This window comes from Bradyrhizobium retamae (assembly GCF_001440415.1).
GTDB lineage: Bacteria > Pseudomonadota > Alphaproteobacteria > Rhizobiales > Xanthobacteraceae > Bradyrhizobium > Bradyrhizobium retamae.
In genome coordinates, this window is sequence record NZ_LLYA01000024.1 from 64310 (window position 1) to 84618 (window position 20309).

Below are 20309 nucleotides of genomic sequence, written 5' to 3' on the forward strand. Positions count from 1 at the left end.
ACCTCCGATGTCGTCGCAAATACTTGCAATTGCATCCTTATCGTTGCCACACTTGATCGCCAACCCATTTCTGCGATCGCGGCAATGTGCCAGATTTACCGGCCTGACCTGCCCGCGTAGCGGCGTATCGATGGCATCCGCACGTCGCCTGTGAGAATCTGCCTGCTATTCGCGATCACCTTTGTCTGATGGGGCCAGAGCCTCGAACGAGAATTTTCTGATGGACCTGAAAGAGATCATCGAGATCCTGCACAACGCCGCGCGTTCGGTCGGCGCGGAGGTCACCTCACCCTGGTTCTATCTGCAACTGGGACTGATCCTGACGGCCGCAGGCATCGCCTGGGCCGGCGCCACCGCCGTGCGCTCCAGGATAGACGTTTCGTCGGTTGCAATGGGCTGGCCGGCGCCGTTCCGGCTGTTCGTCCGCATGCTGGTCGGTAGCACGTCGACGGCGGTGTTCGCGCTTCTGATGACGCTGGCGCGCGGGGTCATGATCGCGTCGACCTGGCCGAGCCGCAGCTATCTGCTCGCGGTTGCCGCCAAGCTCGCCTTCGCGTGGCTGGTCATCAACCTCGTTACCTCGGTGATCCGCAACACTTTCGTGGTCCGGCTGGTGTCGATCTCGGCCTGGCTGGTCGTGGCCCTGAGCATTCTGGGCCAGCTCGAGCCGGTGGTCGAGGCGCTCGATTCGGTCTCGATCGTGCTCGGCGATCTCAGGTTGACGCCGCTGCTCCTGATCAAGCTCGGCGCGCTCCTGATCGTGGCGCTGTGGCTGACCAACATCGCCAGCAATTTTGTGGAAGGCCGCATCACCCGGTCGGGCGATCTGACGCCGTCGATCCAGGTGCTGCTGGTCAAGATCGTCCGGTTCACGCTGATGGTGTTTGCCATTGCAGTTGCCCTGAGCGCGGTCGGCATCAACCTCGCGGCGCTCGCGGTGTTCACCGGCGCGGCCGGCGTCGGTATCGGTCTCGGTCTGCAGAAGATCGTCGCCAACTTCATCAGCGGCATCATCCTCTTGGTCGACAAGTCGGTGAAGCCGGGCGATCTCGTCACCATTGGCGACAACACCGGGCGCATCAGCACGATGAAGACGCGCTACATCTCGGTTGCCGCCGGCGACGGCCGCGAGTTCCTGATCCCGAACGAAGACCTGGTGACACAGAAGGTCGTGAACTGGACCTATACCGACAAGAACACGCTGGTGAAGGTGCTGTTCAGCACCAATTACGACGCCGATCCGCGGGCGGTGTGCAAACTGGCCATCGACATTGCCGGCGCCGTGCCGCGCGCCATCAAGAACAAGCCCCCGAACTGCATCCTGACCGAGTTCGCCGAGGCCGGGATGAAGTTCTCGCTGACCTTCTGGTTGCCGGATCCTGACGGACTCGACAACGTCAAGAGCGACGTGATGCTGGAGCTGTGGGACGCGTTCAAGCGGGAGGGCATCCGCGTTCCCTATCCGGTCCGCGAAATCCGCGTCCGCGGCGGCGCGCTGCCGGTCGAGCCCGTAGTGGAAGTTTCCGGCTAGATGCAGGCCTTTTAAAGCCGCGCCGTGGCCCAACCTCGGCTTGCGCTGACCGGTTGGATCATTAAATTAGGCATTCAAAATCAACCCCTTTTTCCGTTCCAGAAGCAAGACCCGCCCATGAGCTATATCGAAGCCACCGACACCTCCTTGCGAAAAACCGGCCAGATCAAGCTGCATGGCGCAAGCGGCTTCGCCGGCATGCGCAGGGCCGGCGCGTTGGTGGCCAGATGCCTCGACGAGCTCACCGACGTCGTCAAGGCGGGCGTTCCGACGTCGCGGATCGACGAATTCGTGCGCGACTTCGCCTTCAGCCATGGCGCCTATCCGGCGACGCTGATGTATCGTGGTTACCGCTACTCGACCTGCACCTCGATCAATCACGTGGTCTGCCACGGCATGCCGGGCGACCGCGCGCTGAAGGAAGGTGACATCGTCAATATCGACGTCACTTTCATCGTCGACGGCTGGTATGGCGATTCCAGCCGGATGTATGTGATCGCCCCGATCGCCCGCAAGGCCGAGCGGCTGATCGAAGTCACCTATGAGGCGATGATGCGCGGCATCGCCGCGGTGAAGCCCGGCGCCACCACCGGCGACATCGGCCATGCCATCCAGAGTTTTGTCGAGCCGCAGGGCATGAGCGTGGTGCGCGATTTCTGTGGCCATGGCCTCGGGCGCATGTTCCATGACGAGCCCAACATCATCCATATCGGCCGGCCCGGTGAAGGCGTGATGCTCAAGCCCGGCATGTTCTTCACCATCGAGCCGATGATCAATCTCGGCAAGCCGCATGTAAAAATCCTGTCCGACGGCTGGACCGCGGTGACGCGTGACCGCTCGCTCTCGGCGCAATTCGAGCATTCGGTCGGCGTGACCGCGACCGGCGTCGAAATCTTCACGCTGTCGGAGCGCAACGGCGAGAAGCCGCTGGCGGCCACCTAAATTCCGCTTCGGCCCAACCCGGCTACATCGAACGCAGTCGGCTCAACTTTTTGGTTGCGATGAACGACGCGACTGCTTGAACGAGGCTGCCAAAGCGGCCTGTTGCAAGTCGTTCTCAATACGACATCGCCTTCCTGCGGCCAGTCAACTAATCCTGATCTTTGCGGAATAGGCCGGGCGCGCCGGTGTAGGACTCGGCACGGGGCGCCTTCCGGCAGCGAGAGCCTCTAGCGGGTTAGGGATCAACCAAAGGGAGCAAGAGCAATGTTCGAGATTTCACGTCGCGATCTGGTCCTCGGGAGCACGGGGGCAGCGCTCGTTTTCGGCCTCAAGGGACCGGTCTCGTTCATCGGCGCGGCGCATGCGCAGCGCGCGGCGGACAGCCTCAAATTCAAGGTCGGCGACATCGAGGCCTTCAGCCTGCATGAGGGCAGTGTCGAGCGCGTCCTCAATGAAGGCTTCGTCAAGAACGCCTCGCTCGACGACGTCAAGAAGGCTCTGACGGCCGGCGGGATCGGTCCGGACAAATTCGACAATCCATTCACCGTCACGGCGATCCGGACCGGCGGCAAGGTCGTGCTGTTCGACACCGGCTTTGGCGGCAATGGCCCAGCAACGGTCGGCAAGCTCGCCGACAACATGAAGGCGGCGGGCCTCGACCCGGCGGCCGTCTCCACGGTGGTGATCTCGCATTTCCATCCCGACCACATTTCGGGGCTGTGGGTGAAGGAGACCAACGCGCAGGTATTTCCGAACGCGGAAATCCTGATGCCCGAGGTGGAGTACAAGTTCTGGACCGATCCGGCGCTGGTGGAAAAGATGCCGGAAGCCTTCCGCCCGCACGTCAAGCGGATTCAGGCGACCTTCCCGACCTGGAAGAACATCAAACAGTACAATGACGGCGCCGACCTTGCGCCCGGCGTGAAGGCCATCGCCACGCCCGGCCATACCATCGGCCACATGTCGTTCCTGGTCGCATCGGGCGGGCAGCAATTGTTCATCCAGAGCGACGTGACCGGCATCCACCAATTGTTCGTCAAGAATCCCGGCTGGTTCTCGATGTTCGATTCGGACGGGCCGAAGGCGGAAGCCACGCGCCGTGCGTTCTTCGATCGCGTCATCGCCGAAAAGGGCATGATCACGGGCTATCACTTCGGCTTCCCGAACGTCGGCACGCTCGCAAAGGACGGCAACGGCTACGCGTTCGCGGCCGTGAAAGCGTGACCGCGGCAAGTTTTGAATGACCCGAGGGCGCCGTGCTCTGTGCGGCGCCTTTTCCTTCTGGTACCCGCAATTCCGGGTTGCAAAAGCTGGGCAGCACGGCATGTTTACGGCCGATGCCAGCCAAGACCAGCAATCCCCCGGATCAACCCGCCGATACGCCGCACTATCACGGCCACCGCGAACGCTTGCGCGAGCGCTTCTATGCCGCCGGGCCGGAGGCGCTGAGCGACTACGAGCTGCTGGAGATGGCGCTGTTTCCGGCCCTGCCCCGGCGCGATACCAAGCCGCTGGCGAAAGCACTCTTGAAAAAATTCGGTTCGTTCGCCGAGGTCATCCATGCGCCGGTGGCGCGCCTGCGCGAGGTCGACGGCATCGGCGAAGCCTCGATCAACCAGATCAAGCTGCTCGCCGCAGCGGCGAGCCGGGTCGCGAAAGGCGAGATCAAGCGCAAGATTGCGCTCTCGTCCTGGAACGACGTGATCGATTATTGCCGGAGCGGGATGGCGTTTGCCGACAAGGAGCAGTTTCGCCTGCTGTTCCTTGACAAGCGCAATCAACTGATCGCCGACGAGGTGCAGCAGACGGGCACCGTCGACCACACCCCGGTCTATCCGCGCGAAGTGATCAAGCGGGCGCTCGAACTATCGGCGACCGCGCTGATCCTGGTGCACAACCACCCCTCCGGCGATCCCACGCCCTCGCAGGCCGATATCCAGATGACCAAGGCGATCGTCGAGATCGCAAAGCCGCTCGGCATCTCCGTGCACGACCACATCATCGTCGGCAAGAACGGTCACACCAGCCTGAAAGGGCTGAAGCTGATGTAGCGTATTGCTACCGCTCAATAATCGTTTATCGCGAACGAAGCGACCAGCATTGTGCCGCGGCAGGACCTCGCACGGAGAAATCACGACCGATGATATCGAAATCAGGTGATCGCAACGCGCAGTTGCGCTAATATCAACGCGTCGAACATTCCGCGGCGCGCACTCTCGCATCGACGGACCGACCAACTAACGTCGGATAGGTTTTCGCATCGGAGGACCGTCATGACCAGCACTTCAGACAGCGTAAAGAGCCCTCAGGCCGCTTCAGATACGGCACCGCTACGCGCGAAGTGGGGGTGGATCGTCGCACTCGGCGTCGTCTATCTGCTCGCCGGGTTTATCGCGCTTGGCAGCGTCGCGATGGCCACCTTCGTGAGCGTTCTCGTGGTCGGCGTGATGATGATCATCGCCGGCGTCGCCGAGGTGTTTGGCGCCTTCCAGATCAAGAGCTGGGGCAAATTCCTGCTCTGGGCCCTGCTCGGCGTGCTCTACATCATCGCCGGCTTCGTCACGTTCCAGAATCCGCTGCTGGCCGCAGTGCTACTGACCCTCGTTCTCGGCGCAGCGCTGTTGGTCTCGGGCATCATGCGGATCGTGCTGGCTTTCAGCATGAAACGGGAAGCGCCCTGGATCTGGGTGGCGCTATCCGGCGTGATCACGCTACTGCTCGGCGTGCTGATCCTGCTGCGCTGGCCGGTTTCGAGTCTCTATATCCTCGGCCTGTTCCTCGCCATCGATCTCATCATGGCTGGCGCTGGTTGGATCGGGCTCGGCTTCGGCCTGCGCCGCGCTCGCTGAGGTGTGGTTGGCAGGCTGCGCGTGGCGCAGTCTCTTGATCGACGAAAGGGAGGCGCCCATGCGCTGGATCCACCTCGCCGTGATCATTCTGTTCGTCGTGGCGACCATTATCTTCGCGCTGCAGAACCTCGAGGTCGTCACCATGTCCTTCCTCGGCCTGAATGCCCGCGTGCCGCTCGCTGTGCTGGTCGCCGTCGCCTACCTGCTGGGCGCGGCGACAGGTGGCAGTCTGTTCGCACTACTGCGCCGATCTTACGAAGGGTCGAGAGGAAGTATCGGGGCGTCCTGAATTGAGTGTCGTTTCATCTTCCGGCCACCGAGGGTGACGATGGACGAAACAACGCGCGAACCCGTTCTGGTGGACCTTGCTTTGCAGGGCGGAGGCTCCCACGGCGCCTTCACCTGGGGCGTGCTCGACCGTCTGATCGAGGAGCCGTGGCTGCGGATCGAGGCAATCTCCGGCACGTCGGCGGGCGCAATGAATGCAGCCCTGGTGGCCGACGGGTGGACGCAAGGCGGTGCCGATGGCGCGCGGGCGGCGCTCGCGGCCTTTTGGCGAAGCGTGTCGCGCGCTGCCGCGTTCAGCCCGCTGCAGCGCTCGCCGCTCGACCGACTGATGGGCCGCTGGACGCTCGACACCTCACCCGCCTATGTCGCCATGGACCTGATGGCCCGCGTGCTTTCGCCTTATGATCTCAATCCGCTCGGCCTCAACCCGCTGCGTGCCATCCTCGCCGAAAGCATCGATTTCGAGCGACTGGCCCGGGCATCAATCAGGCTGTTCGTCACCGCGACCAATGTGCGCACCGGCCGCGGCCGCATCTTCCGCAATGCGGAGATCACGGCCGACGTCCTGCTTGCCTCGGCTTGTCTACCGACCATGTTCCAGGCGATCGAGATCGACGGTGAACCCTATTGGGATGGCGGCTATGCCGGCAATCCGACCCTCACGCCGCTGGTGCGCGAAAGCGACGCTCATGACACCATCCTGGTGCAGATCAATCCGCGCGAACGACCGAAACCGCCGCGTACGGCAAACGAAATTCTCAACCGCCTCAACGAAATCTCCTTCAACTCGCCGCTCATGAAGGAATTGCGCATGATCGCGCTGCTGCGCCAGGTGGCGGACCCCGGACACGGCGAGGGCGCGCGCTGGGCCGGAATGCGCACGCACCGGATCATGACCGACACGCTCACGGAGTTCGGCGCATCATCTAAGCTCAACGCTGAATGGGAGTTCGTTTCGCTGCTCAAGGAAGAAGGACGCAAGAGCGCCGACGCATTCCTCAAGGCGCATGCTGGCGACCTCGGCCGGCGCTCCACCGCCGATCTCGATGCACTGCTTGCGGAGTGCTGAGGGCGATGACCCTGTTGGGACTTCTCGGCATCCTGATCGGGCTCGGCGTGCTGATCTTGTTCGCCTATCGAGGCTGGAGCGTGCTGCTGCTCGCGCCGCTTGCCGCACTGGTTGCCGCACTGTTTTCCCGCGAGCCGCTGCTGGCACACTGGACCCAGACCTTCATGGTCAGCGCGGCAGGCTTTCTGGCTCAGTTCTTTCCGCTGTTTCTGCTCGGCGCCCTGTTCGGCAAACTGATGGAAGACAGCGGCTCGGTCGCCGCGATCGCGACCTTCATGACGCGGCGGCTGGGCAGGCGGCGGGCTGTGCTCGCAGTGGTGCTCGCCGGAGCGCTCGTCACATATGGCGGCGTCAGTCTGTTTGTCGCCTTCTTCGTGCTCGCACCGATGGCGCACGAGCTGTTTCGCAACGCCGGCATCCCGCGGCGGCTGATGCCGGCGGCAATCGTGCTCGGCACCTCCACCTTCACGATGTCGGCGCTGCCCGGCACGCCATCGATCCAGAACGCGATCCCGATGCCGTTCTTCGGCACCACGCCGTTCGCCGCGCCCGGCCTTGGCATTCTGGCATCGTTGATCATGCTCGGCTTCGGCCTGTGGTGGCTCAACCGCGAAGTGGCCAACTCAAAAAGAAACGGCGAAGGCTTCGGCGACGGCGTGCCGATGCCTTCCGCCCGTCTTGCCACGGACGAAAAGCTGCGCGAACGCGCCACCACCGCGCGGGAGTTCGATCCAGCGGAGATCGTACACGGTGCGGTGACCGACGTTCCGCCGTCAGTTGTACCCGCCGCGCTGCCGCTCATTGTGGTGATTATCGTCAATCTCGCGATGTCGCTGCTTATCCTGCCGGCGCTGGACACCCGCTTTCTCGCCGAGGTTCGCTGGGGCGAAACGTCGCTTGCGGCCGTCGGCGGCGTATGGGCTGTCATCACAGCCCTCGCCTGCGCAATCGTGGCGGTCCTCGCCGTCAGCCATCGGCGATTGCCGGCCCTGCGTGCAACCATGGACGCCGGCGCCAACGCCGCCGTGCTACCGGCCCTGAGCGTTGCGAGCCTGGTCGGCTTCGGCGCCGTGGTGGCGGCGATGCCCGCCTTTGATGTCGTGCGCGACACCGTGCTCGGGATCGGCGGCGGTCCGCTGGTCTCGCTCGCGGTGGCGACCAACGTGCTCGCCGCGCTCACGGGGTCGGCATCGGGCGGGCTGACCATTGCGCTCGACGCACTCGGGGCGACGTATATGACGCGCGCGGCGGAGATCGGACTCGATCCCGCGCTGCTGCATCGCGTGGCGGTGATCAGTTCGGGTACGCTCGACAGCCTGCCGCATAACGGCGCGGTCGTCACGCTGCTCGCCGTCTGCGGATCGACGCACCGGGACAGCTATCGCGACATCGTCATGGTCGGCATCGTCGGCGCACTCATCGCCCTCGTTGCCGTCATCGCGCTCGGCTCGGTGGCGGGATCGTTCTGAGCCATCGGCGCGGCCTGCCGTCTCAGGGTGAATAATGCACAACCACCCTTCCAGCGATCCGACGCCCTCGCTCTCGGGTTGATCGTTCGCAAGTGCAACAATGCTCAGCCGGGACATCGTAGAACGCCAACAGAGCGTCGCGATCCTTGATCAGGCAATCGACGGCCTTCCGGCAGCCTTCCGGCGTCGCGCCAGTGATGACCAGGATGCATGGCGGCTGGTCCGCCAGCCGGGCCGATGCATTCAAGACCTTAGTCTAAATTGTCGCAGTACCACAGGATTGGGTTTGACTTGCGGCCGAGAGACTCGAAAGATCAAGACGAAATGGAGGCGGGCCAGGTCGAACGGCTGAAAGACCATCTGTACAGTGACGGATGACGAGAGGCGCGAGTGTCCAGGCTTCTCAAGATAGACAGTTTGCAAACCCACTTCTTCTCAGCGGCCGGTGTGGTCAAGGCCGTCGACGGTATCAGCTTTGATGTCAATCAGGGCGAGACGATGGCTATCGTCGGTGAGTCTGGATGCGGCAAGTCCGTCAGCGCACTCTCAATCCTGCGGCTGGTTGCCGATCCGCCCGGCCGTATCATTGGCGGTAGCATTCGCTTCCAGGACCGAGACCTTCTCAAGCTGAGCGATGAGGAAATCCGAGAGGTCCGAGGCAAAGACATTGCCATGGTGTTTCAGGAGCCGATGACCTCGCTCAATCCAGTACTGACGATCGGGAGACAGCTCACCGAGACCATGGAGCAGCACCTCGACATGACCCGGGGCCAAGCGGTCGCGCGTGCGATCGAGCTGTTGGGCATGGTGGGGATATCGGATCCGGAGCGTCGACTGAGGCAGTATCCGCATCACTTCAGCGGCGGCATGCGCCAACGCGTGATGATCGCCATGGCCTTGTGCTGCGAGCCCAAGCTGATCATCGCCGACGAACCGACGACGGCGCTCGACGTGACGGTTCAGGCGCAGATTCTCGAGCTGATGAAGGATCTGACGCAGCGTCTGGGCGTGGCGCTGATCATCATCACCCACAATCTTGGTATCGTCGCGCGCTATGCTGACAGGGTCAATGTCATGTACGCGGGCAGGATCATCGAGAGTGGAACTGCGCACGACATCTATCACCATCCCCACCATCCATACACGCTGGCGCTGCTGCGTTCGGTGCCGCGCATGGATCAGCCGCGCCGGGCTCGGCTCGATCCGGTGCAGGGACAGCCGCCCGACCTTTCGCGCCTCGGCGTCGGCTGCTCGTTCCAACCGCGCTGCGGCTTTGCCATTGCGCGCTGCGCGAGTCAGTCACCTCCCTTGGAGCGGATCGACGGCGGCGATCATCTCGCGGCATGCTTTGAGGCGCATAGCGTAGCCGAATCGATGGCGAGATCGTCATGACCCCCATGGAACCAACCGGCGCGGTACGGCAGAGCGCCGAAGCGGCGGTACAGGCGTCGATCGTCGTGCCGGACGTCGCGCTCGAGCATAGGCGCCAATCGGAACGGCGCGTCGCCCTGGCGCCGGAGTTGGTCACGATTCGCAACCTGAAAATGCACTTTCCGGTGATTGAGGGCGCTCTCTTCTCCAAAGAGGTCGCTCGCGTGAAGGCTGTCGACGGAATCAACCTCACCATCCGCAAAGGAGAGACGCTCGGATTGGTCGGCGAGTCGGGTTGCGGCAAGACCACCACTGGTCGGTGCATCCTGCGGCTCGAGCATCCGACCGGAGGCGAGATCCTGTTCGACGGCAAGAATCTGGTCGATCTCGATCAGAAATCGATGCGGGCCCTGCGGCAGAAGATCCAGGTCATCTTCCAGGATCCTTACAGCTCTCTCAATCCGCGCATGAAGATCGGGGAGATCATCTCCGAGCCGATGAAGGTGCACGGGACCGAGCCGAACAAGGCAGCTCGCGACGCGCGGGTCGCGGAATTGCTCCGCCTGTGTGGCCTGGATCCCAAGTTTGCCGACCGCTATCCCCACGAAATGAGCGGCGGCCAACGCCAGCGGGTCGGCATCGCACGTGCCCTGTCGGTACGTCCGGAATTCATCATCTGCGACGAGGCGATCTCAGCATTGGATGTGTCGATTCAGGCGCAGATCATCAACCTGCTGGAGGACCTGCGGGACCAGTTCGGACTGACCTATCTGTTCATCGCGCACGACCTCAGCGTCGTCCGCCACCTGTGCCATCGCGTCGCAGTCATGTATCTCGGCAAGATCGTCGAACTGGCGGATTGCGACGAGTTGTACGGCAATCCTCTGCACCCCTATACTCAGGCGCTTCTCGCGGCTGTGCCGGTGCCGGATCCCGACTTGGAGAGGGCGCGCGCCCATCGGATCGTGAAAGGCGAAGTGCCGAGTCCGATGAATCCGCCGAGGGGGTGCGTGTTTCATCCGCGCTGTCCGCTTGCGGTCGACAGTTGTGCGAAGATTGTCCCGGAGTTCAGGGAACTGCGGCCCGGCCATTGGGTGGCTTGTTCCGTAATTTGAATGAAAGCCCCGTAAGAAGGGCGACCGACCAGGGGCGTAAAGCCCGGCCCATAAAAGCCAGGAGGAGTGTGTTCCAGAGGGAGAAAGATCATGAACCTTGCGAAATATCTCAGGGCCGCGTCAATAATCGCGGTCGGCGCGGCCGTTGCCATCGGCTTCTCCGGAGCTCCAGGTCAGGCTGCGCCTAAGAAAGGCGGGATACTGAACTTTGTGGTGCCGGACGAGCCGCCGAGCTGGGACGGTCACCGCGAGACGACGTTCGCGCTGATCCATCCCTTTGCGCCGTTCTATAGCCTGCTCATCAAGGTCAATCCGGAAAATCCGTCCTCACCGACGGACTTCGTGTGCGACCTGTGCACGGAAATGCCAACTCCGACCGACGGTGGCAGGACCTACACGTTCAAGATCAAGCAGGGCGTGAAATTCCACGACGGAACGCCATTGACGGCGCAGGACGTCGTCGCATCATACAAAAAGATCATCTTCCCACCGGAGGGCACGACCAGCGCGCGCGTGGCCTATTTCGTCATGGTCGACAGCGTGAGCGCGCCGGACGACCACACGGTCGTATTCAAACTCAAGTATCCATCGGGCGCCTTCATCCCGGCGCTGGCGACGCCTTACAACTTCATCTACTCGAAGGCGAAGCTCGACCAGGACATCCGCTGGTACGAGAAGAATGTCATGGGGTCAGGGCCCTTCAAGTTCGCGGGAAGAGAGGCAGGCGCCTCCGTGCGCGGCGAGCGCAACAACGACTACCACGTTCCCGGGCAGCCCTATCTCGACGGCTTCGAGGCGATCTTCTCCAATAAGCAGGCGGTGCGCGTGCAAGCGATCCGCGGCGACCGAGCCGCAATCGAGTTCCGCGGCTTCCCGCCGAAGAGCCGCGACGACCTCGTCGAAGCACTCGGCGGGGACATCACGGTCCAGGAGAGCGACTGGAACTGCGTGCTCCTGTTCACCCCCAACCACAAGAAGAAGCCGTTCGACGACGTCCGCGTTCGCCGCGCGCTCACGCTGGCGGTCGACCGCTGGGACGGATCGAAGAGCCTTTCGCGCATCGCCATCGTGAAGGCGGTTGGCGGTGTCGTGTTCCCGGGTCACCCGCTGGCGGCGACGAAGGCGGAGCTCGAACAGATCCCTGGCTTTTGGCCGGACATCAACAAGTCGCGTGCCGAGGCGAAGCGGCTGCTGCAGGAGGCCGGCGTTTCGGACTTGACGTTTGTGTTGTCCAACCGCGCCGTCGACCAGCCATATACGATCGTGGGCACGTGGCTCATCGACCAGTGGCGGCAGATCGGCGTGACGGTCGAGCAGAAAATGGAGCCGACAGGACCCTTCTACGCGCGGCTCAGGTCACAGGATTTCGACGTGACGATGGACTTCAACTGCCAGTCGGTCGTCAATCCGCTGCTCGACATAGGCAAGTTCCTGTCGACGGACATCGGCAACGAGAGCTATGGCGGGTACACCGATCGCGATCTCGACAAGATCTTCGAGGCAATGAACCGTGCTCCCGAGGAGGCCGAGCAGCGCAAGCTGATGCGGCAGTTCGAGAAGCGCGTGCTTGACGAGCAGGCGCACTCGTTCGTCACGCTGTGGTGGAACCGGATCATTCCGCACCGATCCTACGTGAAGGGCTGGAAGATCAGTCCCAGCCACTACCTCAATCAGGATCTCGCCAACGTATGGCTCGACAAGTAACCGCCCGGCGGCGGTCGACGACAGCAGCGGTTTCCAGGGCTCTTGCCAGAGCAAGGCAGTGAATGGGAAACCGCCGCGACACCGCGAGCGAAGTGCTGCAGCAGCGATCATGTACCAGTACATCCTCAAGCGACTCCTGTTGATGATCCCGACGCTGCTCGGCGCCGCGCTGCTCGTGTTCCTCCTCTTGCGGCTGGTGCCGGGCGACGTCTGCGTGCTGCGCATGGCGGGTGGGGCCGGATACGTCGATCCCAAGGCGATCGATCTCTGCCACGCCGAGCTGGGCCTTGATCGCTCCTATGTAGTGCAGTTCCTGGATTTCATCTGGGGCTTCGTCCGATTCGATTTCGGCAAGTCGATGTGGACCGGACGCCCGATCGTGGAAGAGGTCGCGCTGCGCTTCGAACTTTCGCTGCAGATCGCGATCATGGCCACGCTTACCGCCATCATGCTGGCCATTCCGCTCGGCACGATCTCCGCCGTCAAACAGAACACCTGGATCGACTACGTGGTGCGCGCCTTCAGTATCGCCGGAATCGCGATGCCTTCCTTCTGGCTCGGCGTCCTGATCATCCTTGGCCTGCTGATCACCAGCAAGTCGGTGTTCGGAAGTCCCTGGATGCCGCCGATTAAATATGTGCCGCTCTGGGTCGACCCCTTGCACAACCTGAGCATGACCATCTTCCCGGCCCTGGCGACCGGCTACCGCTATTCCGCCGTTGCGACACGTATGACGCGTTCGGCGCTGCTCGAAGTACTGCGCGAGGATTACGTCCGCACGGCGCGCGCCAAGGGGCTCGTCCAGAAGCTTATCATCCGGCGCCATGCGCTCGGAAACGCGCTACTGCCGGTGGTGACGATCATCGGCATTGAATTCGCGTTCCTGATGGGCGGTCTGGTGGTCACCGAGCAGGTGTTCAACCTCAACGGGCTAGGCAAGCTGTTTGTCGCTTCCGTGACCAATCACGATTACACGATGACCCAGGCACTGGTCATGTTGGTGGCTGCGATATTCGTGGTCACCAACTTTGTTGTGGACATCGTCTACGCGTGGCTCGACCCGCGGATTCGGTACAAATGATGGCTGGAATCAGAGGCTTTGCATGACTATCGCGACCGACCTCGGGACGAAGGTCGAGCTGACGGATGAGCGGAAGGCACCGAGCAGGCTTTCGGCGATCGGTCGTTTTGCACGCCGCAATCCACTGGGCGCCGCCGGCGGCGCAGTCATCATCGTCATGGTGCTGGTTGCGATGTTTGCCGATTTCATCGCCCCGTACAACCCGGTCGCCAACGCATTCGATCGCATGCACGAGCCACCGAGTCTCGAGAACTGGCTCGGTACGGATCAATACGGACGCGACGTGTTCTCGCGCATCGTCTACGGGGCGCGCACTGCCCTGCTCGTCGGATTTGCGTCGTCGTTCGTCGGCGCCACCTTCGGCTTGGTGCTTGGGGTAGCGAGCGCCTATTTCAGCGGCAAGATCGATCTGATCCTCCAGCGCATCATCGATATATTCATGGCGTTCCCGCTGATCATCATGGCGCTCGCCGTCATCGCAATCTTCGGGACAGGGGCGCAGAACGTGATCATCGCGATCACCATACCGTTCATTCCGCGCTGCGCCCGCGTCGTTCGCTCGAGTGCGCTGGCGATCCGCGAACTTCCCTACATCGACGCCGCCCGCGCCAACGGCTTCAGCCACACCCGGATCATTCTGCGGCACATGATTCCGAATGTAATGGCGCCGTTTCTCATCATGATCACCGCCTTCGTGGGTCAGGCAATCTTGCTCGAAGCATCGCTTTCCTATCTCGGTCTCGGAGTGCAGGAGCCGACGCCGGCATGGGGCCTGATGCTTCAGGGCGGCGCCGAGGAATACGCCGAGAGCGCACCCTGGATAGCCATCTTCCCGGGCATCGCCATCAGTCTTGCGGTGTTCGGCTTCAGCCTGTTCGGCGATGCGCTACGCGACGAGTTCGATCCCAGGCTGCGATCCCTGTAAACAGCAGGCAGCACGCCTGCGGCCGGCGGGGGGTTCGTGCTCTGGGTGGAGCTGCCGACCTCAATCAGCAGTCGCGTCGTTTTGGAGGAGGCGCTCCGCGCGGGGATTTGCTTTGTGCCCGGTGAGGCATTCGCTGCGAGCAAGCGTTATCGCAGGTGCCTCCGTCTGAGCTGCGGCCACATGTGGGACCTGCGCATGGAACGGGCCGTGAGGACGATCGGCGCGATTTCCCAACGTCACCATGAGGGAGGACGAAGAGGCAAACCACGAGGAACTCGTGCCGAATAGCGTCATTGCCTCAGTCCGCGGCGCTGCGCCACTCGGCATATCCCTGCGCGACCACATCATCGTCGGCAGAAACGGTCACGCAAGTTTGAGGGGACTGGAGCTGATCTAATGCTGTTTAGCTGAGGATGGCGCGCGAGAAGCATATTGGGATCAGTGCGCCGAGATGATGGAGCCTCGGATGCAGACGACACGCCGAACGTTCCTGCAAGCTTCCTTGGCGACGGCCGCTGCCGCGCATTTGCCAAGCTCGTTGCATGCCCAGCAAGGCCAGCCCGCGCGCCGTCCTATTCCCTCGAGCCGCGAGGAGATGCCGATCGTCGGACTAGGGACCTGGATTACCTTCAACGTCGGCAACGATCCGGTGCTCAGGGACGAATGCGCTGCTGTCATGGCCGCCTTCTTCGAGGGTGGCGGCCGCATGATCGATTCCTCCCCCATGTATGGGTCGTCGCAGCCGGTGGTAGGCTACGGCCTTCAAAAGCTCGGGCGGCCGCCCGCAATATTCTCGGCCGAAAAGGTCTGGACGTCCTCGGCGACGGCAGGCCCGGCCCAGATCGAGCAGTCGCGTCGCTTCTGGGGCGTGCCAAAGTTCGACCTCGTTCAGGTTCACAACCTGCTCGCCTGGAAGGCGCATCTGCAGACGCTCCTCCAGATGAAAGCCGCCGGTACGGTGCGTTACGTCGGAATCACCACGTCCGAAGGCCGCCGTCATGATCTTGTCGAACAGATCATGCGAAACGAGCCTATCGATTTTGTGCAGTTCTCCTACAATGTCGTGGATCGCGAGGCGGAGGCACGACTGCTGCCGCTGGCGGCAGAGCGCGGGATCGCGGTGATTGTGAACCGGCCGTTCCGGCAGGGCGAGCTGACTAATCGCCTTGGGAAAAAGCCGCTGCCAGAGTGGGCGGCCGAACTCGGGGTGTCGAGCTGGGCCCAGCTCATGCTGAAGTTCATTCTGTCTCACCCGGCCGTCACCGTCGCAGTTCCCGCGACCACGCGCGTCGACCACGTGCGGGAAAACCTCTCGGCCGCCGCCGGACCGATGCCAGACCTCGCCACGCGGCAGCGCATCTCGGCCCACGTGCAGGCGCTTTGATGTCGGAGTGGTGGACCTATCGCGCGGAGGATTTCCTGCTGTTTTCGCCGCGCGTCTACTGGCGGATGTTCGAAACGCACAATGCGGCGCTTTGGCCTCTGCACGTCGTGACGCTTGCCACCGGCCTGCTCATCATCCTGCTCATCACGTGGCGGCCGGGAATCTGGGCACGTTGGATCGTACTCATCCTGGCGGTTCTCTGGATCTTCGTCGGGTGGTCGTTCCTGTGGAATCGTTATTCAAGCATCAACTGGGCTGCCGCCTATATCGCGCTGGCTTTCGCCGTCGAAGCTGGACTGCTCCTCATCTTGTCTTTGCGCGATGGTCTTGCCTTTGACCGCCGCGGGCCAGTCGCTTGGACAGGATATCTCATTCTTGCCTTCGCGATTGCCGGACAGCCATTGCTTGCGCCTCTGCAGGGACGTGGCTGGGCCTCATCCGAGGTCTTTGGCATCGCGCCGGATCCGACGGCGATCGCGACGCTCGGCGTTCTGCTCCTTGCCCGCGGCGGGCTTGTGCCATGGCTGCTGCCGATCCCCGTGCTCTGGTGCCTGCTGAGCGGCATAACGCTGCGGACGATGGGAGAGCCGCAAGCGTGGGCTCCTTATGCCGCCGTGGCGCTTGCCGCTGCAGCCTGGATCTGGACGATCATCCGCCAGCGCGGATCGCTTCCGGCCGCGTGAAGGCACCTGCGTCAGACGATCTGGCAGACGTTGTAGGCGATGCCGCCCTCGACCAAGTATCCCGACCCGACGCAGACGATGTCGTTCATCCAGGCATATTGTTCCGCCCCGGTTTCGAACAGCGGATTGGTGCGGAAGTAATAGCGCGACGGGTCAACCTGATATCGTTTCGCGGGATCAGCCATTTCTGACCGCAATTCGGGCGGCGTGATCCAGCGTCCGCCGTAGGTCATGTGCACCAGCGCGCCGTCATGTGTGCGCAGCGTCAGGCGGACGTCGAGCGACATCGCGCCATCGGTGCGGAACAGCGCCCAGTCGCCGCCGCCGGGCACCACCTCGCCGCGCAGCTTTGGGCCTTCGAAGGTGCCGCCGGCCGTGCCGAACAGGATGCGGCGACCGAGCGGGCCATCGCCGATGTTCAGTTTCGGATTGAGATCGACGACGATGTCGAACAATGATGCCGTCCTGATCGCGGCGACCGGTTTGACGCGTGGATCTACTGTCATCATCGGGGCCTGGTTCGCGGGAGGAAGTCATTCGGCGGCAAGCTGCCGGACGCCGGCATCGCCAAATATCCTGCGGCGTACCGCGTCGGTCGAGACGCCGGACTGCGCGCAGAGTTCGGCAAGGTCGAAGAAGAATCGCTCGTGGACAATCCGGTCGTCCTTGAACGCAAACTGGATGAACACCGGGAGGTCTGCGCGCCTGCCGTTCGGCACCACGCCGAAACGATCGCCGGTCATTGTCATCTGCACGCGGCACCAACAGACGAGCGTATCGTCATTGGCGGCGTGGCCCTGCAGGACGACATTGTAATCCGGGAATGAAGCGAAGAACCGGCTCAGCATCTTCTCATTGTCGGCAAGGCCACGGGCGGTGGTTCCGAAGGCCGGGTTTTCCAGCACCATGTCGTCGTGGAGGACCTTTAACGCCGCCGGCACGTCCTGACGGCTCTTTGCCTTCGCCAGGGCCTGCGCCAATTCGAACATTCGATCGCTGTTCATGCCCTCCTCCCATTCCTTCCCTTGAGCTCTTCTGCTCGAATTCACACCAGATGTATTTCACATACTGCATGTATGTTATATGTTAGTAGGATCATAGGCGTCAAGTGGTATGTGGGGGCATGCAGGAAGCTGGACGCGAACGAACCCGCCGCGAGGAGTACACGGAAGCCACGAGGCAGGCGCTGCTGGCGGCCGGCCGGGACATTTTTGCGAGCGAGGGCTATCAGGCGGCGGGAATCGAGGCGATCTCGCGCGCCGCGCGCGTGACGCGCGGCGCCTTCTACCACCACTTCGAGGACAAGAAGGCGCTGTTCGACGCCGTCGTCGTCGCCCTGCAGATCGAGGCCGCGGCCAGGATCGAAGCGCGAGCGAAGATGGAGCGCAAGATATGGGACCGCCTGACCGAGGGCATCGAAGCCTATCTAGACGCCTGCCTCGAACCGGCCTATGCGCGCATCGTCATCCAGGAAGCGCCGGCCGTGCTCGGCAATGCGCGCTACCGGGAGATCGAGGAAGCCCATCCGATGGCCCTGCTCACCGCGACGCTTGCCGCGCTAAAACGCCAGGGCGAGCTCGATTTCGAGGATATCGAGCTCCTGAGCCGCATGGTCGATGCGATGATCTGCGAGGTAGCGCTGCTGCTGCCCGGGGCAGAGAATCCGAAAAGGCTCCGAGCCCGCGGGCAAAAGATCATCGGCAGCCTGCTCGGCGCCTTCCGCACCACTTGAGCGCAAGCGCGCTCACGGCGCGACCCATCGTTGCACCGCCTCGGCGGTGTCGGCCGGTGTGGTGTTAAAGCAGATGCGCGTTTGCGGCGCGGCGAGGTGAACCAGGTTGATGATCCGCTCGAACAAGTGCAGCCGCTCTCGCGGCTCGCGCAGCCCGGCGCCGATCATGACGCAGTCATAATGCTTTGCGCCCAGCGCCGCGGCGGCGACCGCTTCGGCGGTATCGCCGAGATCGATCAGGCAGCTATCGGCCTCATAGCCCATCGCGCGAAGCTGCTCGATCTGAGCTCCAACATAGCTCGTCATCAGTTCAGCCGTGAGCCCCGGGAAGGCGCTAAAGTCGACGAAGGAAGGCTCGATGCCGATGGCGAGCACGGTCTTTTTGGCCATGCGGCTGCTCCAGGCAAAATTATCTCCGGGGAAACGCGCGCATCGCCAAGCTGGTTCCGGCTTCGATGTTGACATTATTATTCGACATGCACCGAAGCATTCTTGTCGAAAAATCAGCCATTGTGATCCGCATCGCCGCTCCAACGAGCACGTGCTTAATATTTCACAGGAGAACATTATGGCTGCTACCAACAACGCAAACCAGAACCTGATCGTCACCGCATTCTGGGAAGTCAATTCGGGTGAGGAAGCCACCGTCGCGGAGCTTCTGAAAGATTTTCTGCCGCAGGCACAGCGTGAGCCCGGCGTGAAGGCATTCCAGATTCACCAGAACATCGCAAAGCCACGAGAATTCTTCTTTTACGAGGTATTCGCAGGCGAAGCGGCCTTCGCCGAGCATCAGCAGACCGATCACTTCAAGAACATCATTCTCGGGCAGGCGATTCCGAAACTCGCCAAACGCGAGCGGTCGCAATTCCGGTTCATCTGAAGTCAGAACGACTTCGGCGCGCCACTGCTCGTCTCAGTGGCCCGCCGCCGCAACAATTCGCGTTCGCGCTTGTTGGTCGCAAGCGTTGACGCGAGCTCGAACGCAGCGCGGGCTTCTGCAACGCGGCCGAGTTTGTGCAGCAGATCGCCGCGGACGCTTGGGAAGAGGTGATAGGTCTTCAGCGCGGGCTCGCCGGCCAATCCGTCCACGATCGCGAGCGCAGCCGCCGGCCCTTCGGCCATACCGATAGCCACGGCGCGGTTGAGCTCGATGATCGGCGAGCGCACCAGCGCGCCCAATTTGGCGTAGAGCTCGGCGATGCGCGGCCACTCGGTTTCATCAGGTGTAACGGCCCTGGCGTGACAGGCGACGATCGCCGCCTGCAGTGCATAGAATCCGCCCCCGCCGCCGAGCTCGTGCGCTCGTGCCAGCGCCAGCAATCCCCGGCGGATCTGAAGCCGGTCCCACAGCGCGCGGTTCTGATCCATCAAGAGGATCGGATCGCCGGCTGCGTCGGTGCGCGCCGCGGTGCGCGAAGCATTCAGCTCCATCAGCGCGAGCAGGCCGTGGGCTTCGGCTTCCTGCGGCGCGACCAGCGTCAGCACCCGGCCCATGCGCAGCGCGTCGTTGCAGAGCTGCGGCCGTAGCCATTCGTCGCCGCGGGCGGCCGTATAGCCTTCGTTGAAGATGAGATAGACGACCTCCAGCACCGAGGCGAGTCGTTCCGAAAGCTGCTCGCCGCGTGGCGTTTCGTAGGCCAGTCCGGATTCGGACAGCGTCCGCTTCGCCCGCACGATGCGCTGGGCGATGGTCGCTTCCGGCTGCAGGAAGGCGCGCGCGATCTCTTCCGTGGTCAGACCGCAGATCATTCGGAGCGCCAGCGCCGCGCGCGCCTCGCGCGACAGTTTTGGATGGCAGGCGGTGAAGATCAGCCGCAGCAACTCGTCACCAATATCGTCGTCGAGTGCGACGTCCGGGTCTGGCATCGCCAGTTGCTCCTGCTCGAGGTCGCGCGTCAGCATCTCATGCTTGCGCGCGAGCATGCTGCGGCGGCGCAGATGATCCAGCGCACGGCGCTTGGCCAGCGCCATCAGCCACGCCCCGGGCTTCTCCGGCACGCCGCCGGCGGGCCAATGCTCCAGCGCCGCGACCAAGGCTTCCTGGGTCAAATCCTCCGCCAGCGGCACATCGCGCAGCATTCGCGACAGCCCTGTGATCAGGCGCGGCTGTTCGATGCGCCAGACCGCAAGGATGGTGCGATTGACGTCGGCGGCCGTCATCGCCGC

21 protein-coding genes and 1 pseudogene are annotated in these 20309 nt (G+C 62.9%); 18 read left to right on the forward strand and 4 right to left on the reverse strand.

Features of this window, described 5'->3' with window-relative positions:
* The first annotated feature begins 220 nt into the window (after positions 1-220).
* The 16 genes and pseudogenes from CQ13_RS05420 to CQ13_RS05490 all read left to right on the forward strand — a co-directional run bounded on the left by CQ13_RS05420 (position 221) and on the right by CQ13_RS05490 (position 16411).
* Positions 221-1531 (forward strand): mechanosensitive ion channel family protein, encoded by a 1311-nt coding sequence (locus CQ13_RS05420; RefSeq protein WP_057841975.1) that lies wholly within the window; start codon positions 221-223, stop codon positions 1529-1531.
* A gap of 117 nt (positions 1532-1648) precedes the next feature.
* Positions 1649-2473 carry a type I methionyl aminopeptidase gene (map, locus tag CQ13_RS05425; RefSeq protein ID WP_057841976.1) on the forward strand — a complete coding sequence of 275 codons (825 nt, stop codon included), beginning with the start codon at positions 1649-1651 and terminating at the stop codon, positions 2471-2473.
* A 264-nt stretch (positions 2474-2737) separates the two neighbouring features.
* The gene (locus CQ13_RS05430; protein WP_057841977.1) at positions 2738-3697 is read left to right on the forward strand and encodes an MBL fold metallo-hydrolase; all 960 of its coding nucleotides are present in this window, start codon (positions 2738-2740) and stop codon (positions 3695-3697) included.
* 113 nt (positions 3698-3810) lie between these two features.
* Positions 3811-4524 carry a RadC family protein gene (gene radC / locus CQ13_RS05435; RefSeq protein WP_057841978.1) on the forward strand — a complete coding sequence of 238 codons (714 nt, stop codon included), beginning with the start codon at positions 3811-3813 and terminating at the stop codon, positions 4522-4524.
* Positions 4525-4746: 222 nt separating this feature from the next.
* On the forward strand, positions 4747-5322 hold the full coding sequence (locus tag CQ13_RS05440) for an HdeD family acid-resistance protein (RefSeq protein WP_057841979.1): 576 nt from the start codon (positions 4747-4749) through the stop codon (positions 5320-5322).
* A 58-nt stretch (positions 5323-5380) separates the two neighbouring features.
* Complete coding sequence (locus CQ13_RS05445; RefSeq protein ID WP_057842087.1) at positions 5381-5611, forward strand: LapA family protein; 231 nt, start codon at positions 5381-5383, stop codon at positions 5609-5611.
* A gap of 39 nt (positions 5612-5650) precedes the next feature.
* Positions 5651-6679 carry a patatin-like phospholipase family protein gene (locus CQ13_RS05450; RefSeq protein WP_057841980.1) on the forward strand — a complete coding sequence of 343 codons (1029 nt, stop codon included), beginning with the start codon at positions 5651-5653 and terminating at the stop codon, positions 6677-6679.
* Positions 6680-6693: 14 nt separating this feature from the next.
* Complete coding sequence (locus CQ13_RS05455) at positions 6694-8148, forward strand: GntP family permease (protein WP_057842088.1); 1455 nt, start codon at positions 6694-6696, stop codon at positions 8146-8148.
* A gap of 390 nt (positions 8149-8538) precedes the next feature.
* Complete coding sequence (locus tag CQ13_RS05460) at positions 8539-9540, forward strand: ABC transporter ATP-binding protein (protein ID WP_057841981.1); 1002 nt, start codon at positions 8539-8541, stop codon at positions 9538-9540.
* A gap of 152 nt (positions 9541-9692) precedes the next feature.
* Entirely contained in the window at positions 9693-10634 is a 942-nt protein-coding gene (locus CQ13_RS05465) for an ABC transporter ATP-binding protein (RefSeq protein WP_197427252.1), read from the forward strand.
* Between the two features lie 90 nt (positions 10635-10724).
* Positions 10725-12338, forward strand: coding sequence for an ABC transporter substrate-binding protein (locus CQ13_RS05470; protein WP_057841982.1), 1614 nt, complete (start codon positions 10725-10727; stop codon positions 12336-12338).
* Between the two features lie 109 nt (positions 12339-12447).
* Positions 12448-13419 (forward strand): ABC transporter permease, encoded by a 972-nt coding sequence (locus CQ13_RS05475; protein WP_057841983.1) that lies wholly within the window; start codon positions 12448-12450, stop codon positions 13417-13419.
* A gap of 22 nt (positions 13420-13441) precedes the next feature.
* Positions 13442-14344 carry an ABC transporter permease gene (locus tag CQ13_RS05480; protein ID WP_057841984.1) on the forward strand — a complete coding sequence of 301 codons (903 nt, stop codon included), beginning with the start codon at positions 13442-13444 and terminating at the stop codon, positions 14342-14344.
* Between the two features lie 310 nt (positions 14345-14654).
* A pseudogene (locus tag CQ13_RS47000) lies at positions 14655-14741 on the forward strand (RadC family protein); the annotation flags it as partial.
* A 69-nt stretch (positions 14742-14810) separates the two neighbouring features.
* Complete coding sequence (locus CQ13_RS05485; protein ID WP_082637330.1) at positions 14811-15728, forward strand: aldo/keto reductase; 918 nt, start codon at positions 14811-14813, stop codon at positions 15726-15728.
* Positions 15728-16411, forward strand: a complete 684-nt coding sequence (locus tag CQ13_RS05490) for a DUF6064 family protein (protein WP_057841985.1) — start codon at positions 15728-15730, stop codon at positions 16409-16411. The genes CQ13_RS05485 and CQ13_RS05490 overlap by 1 nt, the downstream gene beginning before the upstream one ends.
* Before the next feature lie 11 nt (positions 16412-16422).
* On the opposite strand, the gene CQ13_RS05495 is transcribed toward CQ13_RS05490, so the two are convergent.
* Together CQ13_RS05495 and CQ13_RS05500 are read right to left on the reverse strand one after the other, a co-directional pair.
* Positions 16423-16917 carry a DUF3237 domain-containing protein gene (locus tag CQ13_RS05495; protein WP_057842091.1) on the reverse strand — a complete coding sequence of 165 codons (495 nt, stop codon included), beginning with the start codon at positions 16915-16917 and terminating at the stop codon, positions 16423-16425.
* A gap of 27 nt (positions 16918-16944) precedes the next feature.
* Complete coding sequence (locus CQ13_RS05500; RefSeq protein WP_057841986.1) at positions 16945-17415, reverse strand: ester cyclase; 471 nt, start codon at positions 17413-17415, stop codon at positions 16945-16947.
* A 119-nt stretch (positions 17416-17534) separates the two neighbouring features.
* Between CQ13_RS05500 and CQ13_RS05505 the strand changes: the two genes are divergently transcribed.
* Positions 17535-18143: a TetR/AcrR family transcriptional regulator gene (locus CQ13_RS05505; RefSeq protein ID WP_028351014.1), complete on the forward strand. Its 609-nt coding sequence runs from the start codon at positions 17535-17537 to the stop codon at positions 18141-18143.
* A gap of 12 nt (positions 18144-18155) precedes the next feature.
* On the opposite strand, the gene CQ13_RS05510 is transcribed toward CQ13_RS05505, so the two are convergent.
* Complete coding sequence (locus tag CQ13_RS05510) at positions 18156-18533, reverse strand: hypothetical protein (RefSeq protein ID WP_057841987.1); 378 nt, start codon at positions 18531-18533, stop codon at positions 18156-18158.
* On the opposite strand from CQ13_RS05510, the gene CQ13_RS45315 reads away from it, so the two are divergent.
* A complete protein-coding gene (locus CQ13_RS45315; RefSeq protein ID WP_245309029.1) occupies positions 18502-19023 on the forward strand; it encodes a putative quinol monooxygenase in 522 nt (173 codons plus the stop codon). The two genes, CQ13_RS05510 and CQ13_RS45315, sit on opposite strands and share 32 nt — an antisense overlap.
* A 2-nt stretch (positions 19024-19025) precedes the next feature.
* On the opposite strand, the gene CQ13_RS05520 is transcribed toward CQ13_RS45315, so the two are convergent.
* Positions 19026-20303, reverse strand: a complete 1278-nt coding sequence (locus CQ13_RS05520) for an RNA polymerase sigma factor (RefSeq protein ID WP_057841989.1) — start codon at positions 20301-20303, stop codon at positions 19026-19028.
* Positions 20304-20309: the final 6 nt, after the last annotated feature.

Bases quoted from the DNA above. Each gene is read 5' to 3' on its own strand.
- CQ13_RS05420 (WP_057841975.1), top strand. From the start codon at position 221: ATGGACCTGAAAGAGATCATCGAGATCCTGCACAACGCCGCGCGTTCG.
- map (WP_057841976.1), top strand. From the start codon at position 1,649: ATGAGCTATATCGAAGCCACCGACACCTCCTTGCGAAAAACCGGCCAG.
- CQ13_RS05430 (WP_057841977.1), top strand. From the start codon at position 2,738: ATGTTCGAGATTTCACGTCGCGATCTGGTCCTCGGGAGCACGGGGGCA.
- radC (WP_057841978.1), top strand. From the start codon at position 3,811: ATGCCAGCCAAGACCAGCAATCCCCCGGATCAACCCGCCGATACGCCG.
- CQ13_RS05440 (WP_057841979.1), top strand. From the start codon at position 4,747: ATGACCAGCACTTCAGACAGCGTAAAGAGCCCTCAGGCCGCTTCAGAT.
- CQ13_RS05445 (WP_057842087.1), top strand. From the start codon at position 5,381: ATGCGCTGGATCCACCTCGCCGTGATCATTCTGTTCGTCGTGGCGACC.
- CQ13_RS05450 (WP_057841980.1), top strand. From the start codon at position 5,651: ATGGACGAAACAACGCGCGAACCCGTTCTGGTGGACCTTGCTTTGCAG.
- CQ13_RS05465 (WP_197427252.1), top strand. From the start codon at position 9,693: ATGCACTTTCCGGTGATTGAGGGCGCTCTCTTCTCCAAAGAGGTCGCT.
- CQ13_RS05470 (WP_057841982.1), top strand. From the start codon at position 10,725: ATGAACCTTGCGAAATATCTCAGGGCCGCGTCAATAATCGCGGTCGGC.
- CQ13_RS05475 (WP_057841983.1), top strand. From the start codon at position 12,448: ATGTACCAGTACATCCTCAAGCGACTCCTGTTGATGATCCCGACGCTG.
- CQ13_RS05480 (WP_057841984.1), top strand. From the start codon at position 13,442: ATGACTATCGCGACCGACCTCGGGACGAAGGTCGAGCTGACGGATGAG.
- CQ13_RS05485 (WP_082637330.1), top strand. From the start codon at position 14,811: ATGCAGACGACACGCCGAACGTTCCTGCAAGCTTCCTTGGCGACGGCC.
- CQ13_RS05490 (WP_057841985.1), top strand. From the start codon at position 15,728: ATGTCGGAGTGGTGGACCTATCGCGCGGAGGATTTCCTGCTGTTTTCG.
- CQ13_RS05495 (WP_057842091.1), bottom strand. From the start codon at position 16,917: ATGACAGTAGATCCACGCGTCAAACCGGTCGCCGCGATCAGGACGGCA.
- CQ13_RS05500 (WP_057841986.1), bottom strand. From the start codon at position 17,415: ATGAACAGCGATCGAATGTTCGAATTGGCGCAGGCCCTGGCGAAGGCA.
- CQ13_RS05505 (WP_028351014.1), top strand. From the start codon at position 17,535: ATGCAGGAAGCTGGACGCGAACGAACCCGCCGCGAGGAGTACACGGAA.
- CQ13_RS45315 (WP_245309029.1), top strand. From the start codon at position 18,502: ATGCCGATGGCGAGCACGGTCTTTTTGGCCATGCGGCTGCTCCAGGCA.
- CQ13_RS05510 (WP_057841987.1), bottom strand. From the start codon at position 18,533: ATGGCCAAAAAGACCGTGCTCGCCATCGGCATCGAGCCTTCCTTCGTC.
- CQ13_RS05520 (WP_057841989.1), bottom strand. From the start codon at position 20,303: ATGACGGCCGCCGACGTCAATCGCACCATCCTTGCGGTCTGGCGCATC.